The organism is uncultured Marinobacter sp. (assembly GCF_913055835.1).
In the GTDB taxonomy this organism is placed as follows: Bacteria; Pseudomonadota; Gammaproteobacteria; order Pseudomonadales; family Oleiphilaceae; genus Marinobacter.
On sequence record NZ_CAJXKQ010000059.1, the window covers coordinates 1 to 5,887 of the forward strand.

At 54.2% G+C, this 5,887-nt stretch carries 7 protein-coding genes and 1 tRNA gene; 6 read left to right on the plus strand and 2 right to left on the minus strand.

Annotated elements, in window-relative coordinates; all coding sequences use genetic code 11:
- Positions 1 to 320: 320 nt before the first annotated feature.
- The 3 genes from QZ534_RS18810 to QZ534_RS18820 are packed head-to-tail and all read left to right on the plus strand — an operon-like array spanning position 321 to position 2,324.
- Positions 321 to 614 (plus strand): hypothetical protein, encoded by a 294-nt coding sequence (locus tag QZ534_RS18810; RefSeq protein ID WP_296936868.1) that lies wholly within the window; start codon positions 321 to 323, stop codon positions 612 to 614.
- A 28-nt stretch (positions 615 to 642) separates the two neighbouring features.
- On the plus strand, positions 643 to 1,428 hold the full coding sequence (locus QZ534_RS18815) for a type IV toxin-antitoxin system AbiEi family antitoxin (RefSeq protein WP_296936869.1): 786 nt from the start codon (positions 643 to 645) through the stop codon (positions 1,426 to 1,428).
- Entirely contained in the window at positions 1,425 to 2,324 is a 900-nt protein-coding gene (locus tag QZ534_RS18820) for a nucleotidyl transferase AbiEii/AbiGii toxin family protein (RefSeq protein WP_296936870.1), read from the plus strand. The genes QZ534_RS18815 and QZ534_RS18820 overlap by 4 nt, the downstream gene beginning before the upstream one ends.
- A gap of 378 nt (positions 2,325 to 2,702) precedes the next feature.
- Here QZ534_RS18820 and QZ534_RS18825 read toward each other — a convergent pair.
- Together QZ534_RS18825 and QZ534_RS18830 are read right to left on the minus strand one after the other, a co-directional pair.
- Positions 2,703 to 2,779: transfer RNA gene (locus QZ534_RS18825), tRNA-Arg, on the minus strand.
- Between the two features lie 90 nt (positions 2,780 to 2,869).
- Positions 2,870 to 3,415, minus strand: a complete 546-nt coding sequence (locus QZ534_RS18830) for a YaeQ family protein (protein WP_296936871.1) — start codon at positions 3,413 to 3,415, stop codon at positions 2,870 to 2,872.
- A 75-nt stretch (positions 3,416 to 3,490) separates the two neighbouring features.
- Between QZ534_RS18830 and QZ534_RS18835 the strand changes: the two genes are divergently transcribed.
- The 3 genes from QZ534_RS18835 to QZ534_RS18845 all read left to right on the plus strand — a co-directional run.
- Positions 3,491 to 3,850, plus strand: coding sequence for a CidA/LrgA family protein (locus tag QZ534_RS18835; RefSeq protein ID WP_296936873.1), 360 nt, complete (start codon positions 3,491 to 3,493; stop codon positions 3,848 to 3,850).
- Positions 3,840 to 4,565, plus strand: coding sequence for an LrgB family protein (locus tag QZ534_RS18840; RefSeq protein ID WP_296936876.1), 726 nt, complete (start codon positions 3,840 to 3,842; stop codon positions 4,563 to 4,565). Before QZ534_RS18835 ends, QZ534_RS18840 begins: the two co-directional genes overlap by 11 nt.
- A 156-nt stretch (positions 4,566 to 4,721) precedes the next feature.
- The coding region (locus QZ534_RS18845; protein ID WP_296936874.1) for an ABC transporter substrate-binding protein at positions 4,722 to 5,887 on the plus strand (1,166 nt) is incomplete at its 3' end.

A 5,887-nucleotide genomic window follows, 5' to 3' on the forward strand; every position in this document is an offset into this window, starting at 1 on the left:
ATCCATGGTGGCAACGAATCCTATGCGGTTGGCAATGGCCGTATTATCGCCGATTTTGAGACTTATTCAGAGTCTCCTTAGAGCTTGGCCGGTCTAGTGGTTCAACGATTTTGGACAGGTCAGCAGTTTGATTAGATGCTTGAGACCGGTCAGAGAGTAAAAAATGGTTAGAGAATCACTAACAAGTGACTAAGGCTTTGCGCTCCGATTGAATGTTCGCTTTGCGACCATGGCTTCGGGCGGTAGTCGCGGCTTACCAGGAATTGAACCCGATATACTGGCGAGATTTACGGTGACCCGCGGATGACCAAGGAATCGACATGGAAAGCGACCAATTTGTCAGAGACTTTTCCGATGATTTCATGGATGCCTTCTCAACCTACAGTTGTAATCGTGTGGCACAGAAATTCGTCACTCCCTACCTGGTGGTTGGGGAGGCAGGCGAGAGTCAGGTTTTCCATTCGTTTCCGGAAATAAGTCGATACCTCCAAGCCTTTCTCGATGATTATGAGGCTAAAGGCTGCAAAAGATGCCACTACACGAATCTTGCGGTTTCGTGGTTTAAAATTACAATAATTCTGGTATTTAGAATGCCGAAATCTAGTGAATATTAAACCTTTTACTTTTTCGGTTTAAAAAATCGTGTATATTGGTATTATGAATACCGTTAAAAAGGCAAAATTAAACACGCTTTTGAGCTCGCAGCCCGCAGGCATCGTGCTGACGTCCTCATGGCTGGCCGGGCAAGGCTATAGCCTGGAACTGCAAAAGCAGTATCGAAAAAGCCAGTGGTTTGACTCGATCGGTACCGGAGCATTGGTGCGCCATGGTGATCCGGTAGACTATTTGGGCGGAGTTTATGCCCTGCAAACTCAGCTGGGTCTGACAGTGCATCCTGCGGGCAAAACCGCCTTGTCGATGCAGGGCAAGTCTCATTATCTCGAGCTGTCCGCAAAAAAAGCGCAACTCTTTGGCGGGGTCGATGACGCTTTGCCGTTGTGGTTCAAAAAACATGATTGGGGACTCAGCCTTGATTGCAAGCTGAGCTCGTTTCTGCCGCCCGAACTCGGGCTCGTTGAATACGCGCATAAGAGCTTTAAGGTCAAGATATCCTCACCCGCCCGGGCAGTGATGGAATGCCTGTATCTGGCACCCAAGGCACAGCCAATACTTGAAGTGTTCGAGCTGATGGAAGGGCTCAATAATTTGCGCCCCGCCGTTGTGCAAGCGCTCTTAGAGGGCTGTAACTCGGTCAAGGTGAAGCGGCTGTTTTTGTATCTGGCCGATAAGGCCGGTCATGACTGGATGGCGTATCTCAAATTAGACAAGGTGGATCTGGGCTCGGGTAAGCGCGCCATCGTGTCCGACGGTGTTTATGTCTCCAAATACCAGATTACCGTACCAAGGGAGCTGGAAAAGCACGTATGAACGAGACTTACAAAAAACAGGTCCAGTTGCTCTTAGCGGTCTTGCCAGAAGTGGCCAAAGAAGAATGCTTTGCCATGCATGGCGGCACGGCGATTAATTTGTTTGTCCGTGATATGCCGCGGCTCTCGGTGGATATTGATTTGACCTATATAGAGCTGAATACCCGGACGGAAGCACTGGCCGGGATAAACGCCGGATTACTTCGTGTCAAACAGCGCATCGGGGCACTGCGCCCGTCGATCCATGTTCAGCATAAGGAGGATGTGTGCAAGCTCCAACTTGAAGAGGGTGGGGTGACGATCAAGATCGAAGTGAATATGGTCGGCCGCGGTCTGCTGGGTCGCGTTGAAAAAATGCCGCTCTGCGATGCGGCGCAAGACGCATTCGATGCATTTTGCGCAATGCCAGTGGTGCCATTGGCGCAGCTTTATGGCGGTAAATTATGCGCCGCACTTGATCGCCAACATCCTAGGGATCTATTTGACGTCAAATTGCTGCTGGAAAACGAAGGCCTCAGTGATGAGATCAAGCGAGGTCTGTTATACGGGCTGATCTGTTCGAACAGACCGACCCATGAAATGCTGGATCCGAATTTGTTGGATCAGCGCGCCGCTTTTGAATACCAGTTTGAAGGGATGAGCGCTATCGCGTTCAGTTATGACGACTTTGAGGTGACGAGGCGGGCTTTAATCGAGCAGGTCAGATCTTGCTTTGATGATCAGGATAAGGCGTTTTTGTTAAGTCTTAACCGTTTGCGGCCTGACTGGTCTATTTATGATTATCAGGTGTTTCCCGCGGTGAAATGGAAGCTTCTTAACCTGGAGCGCTTTAAAAAAAACAGGCCGAATGAGTATGCTCAGCAGCTCCAAGCGCTGGACGATGTGTTGAAATCCTGAGGTCGGGCTTTTCTCACTTCGGAGACCATTGACTCGTTGTGTGCCGAACTCTTGGCGGTCTTCATCTTTCGTTGATGTTGGGAGATGATGCCAAACGAATGCAGGCACGGCGACGGCTTTTTCATTGCAGCTTCGACTCTATTCCGTAGCCTCGCATGCTGGCTGGCGTTATCGCCCAATCTGAATGTCCGCTTTGCGACCAAAGCGAGCGCCATCGCTAGATTCCGTGTCCTTTATATCTTCCGGCCTTATTAGGTGCAAAGGTCAGTTTGGAACCACCTCAATTTGTTCCCAGATTCATTTGGACACACCATGGACACAATTTGGCCACAGCCAAACAAAAAAGGCCTGCGTTTTCACGCAAGCCTTTGAAAATAATGGCGCGCCCGATAGGATTCGAACCTATGACCTTTGCCTCCGGAGGGCAACGCTCTATCCAGCTGAGCTACGGGCGCTTCGAGCTCGACGATGGCTCGCCGATTTCGAGTGCGCAATCTTACGTGCGAAGCAGGTCGCTGTCCAGCCCCTGAGGGCAAGTACTGTCATCAGTTCTGGGGCAGTACTTGCTCGAGAGTAATCATTACCAGGTTGTTGTCGTTGCTGAAGGTTACCTCGCCATCCTGGATGGTTACCTGGAAGGTCATGGACCGGTTCGCGAGGGCGGCCAGGGCCTCAGTGCTGTCGCCCGGCAGGTGAATAATGGTGAGATTGTCGAAACGTTCCAGCTTGCCATGATGTTTGTCCCACCAGACGGGGAAGGCGCGGTCGCCATAGGTGTACAGGATCACTTTGTCTGCCCGGTTGCTGGCTTTTCTCAGTCGATCCTCTTCCGGCAGGCCCAGTTCTATCCATACCTCAATCTCGCCGGTCAGGTCTTTCTGCCAAAGCTCGGGTTCGTCATCGGTGCTCAGCCCCTTGGTGAATTCCAGGGTCTCGCTGGCGTTCAGGGCAAAGGCGAGCAGCCGGATCATCATTCGCTGGTCGGTTTCTGACGGATGTTGGGCCACAGTCAGATGATGATCCGCGTAGTAGTGACGGTCCATGTCGGCAATGTTGAGCGTCGCCTTGTGGATGGTTGCTTTGAGCGCCATGGGCTTCCTGCATTGGTATCTATGTGGTGGTTTGGGCTAGTGTAATGCAATTCTTTCCCGGGTGAGTGTAAGCGCATGCCGATGTTGCGTGGTTTTCTGGTTCTGGTGCTGTTTTTTATTCTTGGCGAGTCTGTGCGCCTGCTTCTGGCGTTGCCGGTGAGTGGCGGCGTGCTGGGTATGGTGGTCATTACGTTTACCCTGATGGTTAAAGGCAGTGTCAGTGATGATCTGGCCCGGGCCAGCCAGGGGCTGATTGCGGTGCTTGTACTCCTGATCATGCCGGGGGTTGTGGGGGTGTTTTTCACGGCGGACCAGTTCTCGGGCCAGTGGCTGGCGGTTGCGGCGGCGCTGTTGGTGGGCACCTTCCTGAGTGTTCTGACGACTTTGCTGTTAATGAAGGCTGTGACCGCCAGTGGAGTGAGCGATCGTGAGTGAATTTTTTGCCCGCTTCCAGGCGTTACCGGACACGCTTGCCGACACTCCAATCCTGGCGATCGGTTTGACGCTTGGTGCTTTCTTCGCCGGCAACTGGCTGTTCTCCCGCATTGGTCGCCCTCTGTGGCTTCCGCCGGTGGTCCTCTCGGCGTGCCTGTTGTCCGGTGTTATCGCAGTGTTGGCGGTGGATTACCAGGATTACCAGCAAGGCGCGCGCTGGCTGACGGTATTGCTGGGGCCGGCAACCGTCGCCCTCGGGATTCCCTTGTACCAACAGATGCACCATATCCGTGCCATGTGGCGCCCGATTGTGGTCACCCTGCCGATTGCCGCCACCATGGCGGCGGTTTACGCCGTGTTGATTGGTTGGGCGTTGGGGGCGACGCCGGAGGTGCTGGCCTCGCTGGCACCCAAGTCGGTGACGGCACCTATTGCCATCGGAATAACCGAGCAGTTGGGTGGTTCGGTGCCCCTGATGATGGGCGGGCTTCTGATCACCGGCGTGGTGGCAACCCTCTTCGTTGACCTGCTTGCGCGGCTTTTGCCCATAAAAGACGAGCGAATTCTGGGCTTTGCCCTGGGTCTGAATGGCCATGCCATTGGCACCGCCCGGGCGTTTGAAATCAGTCACACCGCCGGTGCGTTTGCGTCTCTGGGCATGGGGCTTACCGGCGTGTTCACCGCGCTGATGCTGCCACTGGTTTTCCGGCTGTAAGACTGCGCCAAATCAGGTCATTCACCTGGCGTATAGCCCCTTGTCGTAATTTCGATTGCCCTAAGTGTTTTCCGAGACTAGCTTGTTGGCCAGGCATTCGGCGCCGTTCTGCGCCGATGTTCCGTGAAAATTCCTAAAACAGCGACGGAAAACGCGATGAAAAAACTGATTGCAGCATTTGTCGGTTCCATGGCCCTGGCATCGGCACCGGTAGCCCTCTCTGCCGAGGCGACCAAGGAACTGAAGATGGCGTACGACGCCGACCCCGTGACCCTCGATATTCATGAGCAGCTGTCTGGCGGCATCCTTCAACTGTCCCATATGACCTTCGATCCGCTGCTGCGCTGGACCAAGGATCTTGGCTTTGAGCCGCGACTGGCAGAGAGCTGGGAGCGGATTGACGAAAACACCATGCGCTTCAAACTGCGTGAGGGCGTTAAGTTCCATTCCGGCAACGAGCTGACGACCGCCGATGTGAAGTTCACCTTCGATCGCCTGAAGCAGAGCCAGGATTTCAAGGCCATCTTCAAGCCCTTCAGCGGCATCAACATCATTGATGATTACACGTTCGAGCTGGTCACCAGCGAGCCCTATCCGCTGCTGCTGAACACCGCCACCTATATTTTCCCGTTCGACAGCGAGTTCTACAGCGGCCAGACCGAAGACGGCAAGGACAAGAGCGCCATCCTCAAGCATGGCAACTCCTTCGCGTCCGAGAATCTGTCGGGTACCGGTCCGTATACCGTGACTGAGCGCAAGCAGGGTGTGCGCGTCGAGTTCGAACGCTTTGACGACTACTGGGATACCGAGTCTCCGGGTAACGTCGGCAAGATCGTGCTCACTCCGATCAAGGAGAACAACACCCGCGTTTCTGCCCTGCTGTCTGGTGGCGTCGACTTCATCGCGCCGGTTCCGCCCAATGATCTGGAGCGTATCCGCAACGACAAGAACGCCAACCTGGTCACCATGAGCGGTACCCGCATCATCCTGTTCCACATGAACCAGGAGCGTGTGGAAGCTTTCAAGAACCCGAAGGTTCGCCAGGCAATCTCCTATGCGGTCAATCAGGAAGGCATTGCAGCCAAGATCATGAAGGGTTTCGCAACCCCGGCCGCCCAGATGTCCCCAGAAGGCTACCAGGGTTATAACGAGTCTCTGAAACCGCGCTTCGATGTGGCCAAGGCCCAGCAACTGATGAAGGAAGCCGGTTATGAGGATGGCTTCACCATCACCATGATGGCGCCGAACAACCGCTACGTGAACGACGACAAGATCGCTCAGGCAGTGGCCGCCATGCTGGCGCGCATCAACATCAAGGTGGA

Coding starts and splice junctions, on each gene's coding strand:
- QZ534_RS18835 (WP_296936873.1), top strand. CDS start 3,491: ATGCCGATGTTGCGTGGTTTTCTGGTTCTGGTGCTGTTTTTTATTCTT.
- QZ534_RS18830 (WP_296936871.1), bottom strand. CDS start 3,415: ATGGCGCTCAAAGCAACCATCCACAAGGCGACGCTCAACATTGCCGAC.
- QZ534_RS18810 (WP_296936868.1), top strand. CDS start 321: ATGGAAAGCGACCAATTTGTCAGAGACTTTTCCGATGATTTCATGGAT.
- QZ534_RS18820 (WP_296936870.1), top strand. CDS start 1,425: ATGAACGAGACTTACAAAAAACAGGTCCAGTTGCTCTTAGCGGTCTTG.